1 protein-coding gene is annotated in these 618 nt (G+C 71.7%); it reads right to left on the minus strand.

What is annotated here, in order from left to right; translation table 11 throughout:
* The coding region (locus D7X30_RS41395; protein ID WP_147443454.1) for an AMP-binding protein at positions 1 to 618 on the minus strand (618 nt) is incomplete at both ends.

Below are 618 nucleotides of genomic sequence, written 5' to 3' on the forward strand. Positions count from 1 at the left end.
GCACGACGTCGCCGGTGCGGTAGAGGCGGGCGCCCGGCGTGGAGGAGAAGGGGTGGGGGATGAAGCGCTCGGCACTCAGCGCGGGCTGGCCCAGGTAGCCCCAGGCAAGGCCTTCACTGGCGAGGAAAAGCTCACCGGGGACGCCCACGGGCACCGGCTGCAAGTGGGCGTCGAGGACGTAGGTGCGGGTGTTGGCGATGGGGCGGCCAATGGGAGGCCGCGTGCCGTCGTCGCGCATGACGGCGGTGAAGGTGGCAATGACGGTGCTCTCGGTGGGGCCGTAGTGGTTGAAGAGTGCGGCGGGCACCGAAGGTGGCGGCCCGTGGTGCAAGGCATCTCCGCCCGTCAGCAGGGCGCGGAGGGCCATGGGACGGGGCCACTCCTCGCGCAGCACGGCTTCGGCCAGGGGCGTGGGCATGAAGCAGGTGGTGATGGCTTCGCGGGCCAGCCACTGAAGCAGCTGGGAGGGCTCCGCACGCACTGCGTCGGGCGGGACGACGAGGCTGGCGCCGGAGGCGAGGGAGGGCCACACCTCCCAGGTGGAAGCGTCGAAGGCGACGCCAGCGGTGAGTGCGGTGGAGTCCTGGGGCGACAGCGAATAGGTGCGCTGGTGCCAGG

Source organism: Corallococcus sp. AB011P (assembly GCF_003611605.1).
In the GTDB taxonomy this organism is placed as follows: Bacteria; Myxococcota; Myxococcia; order Myxococcales; family Myxococcaceae; genus Corallococcus; species Corallococcus coralloides.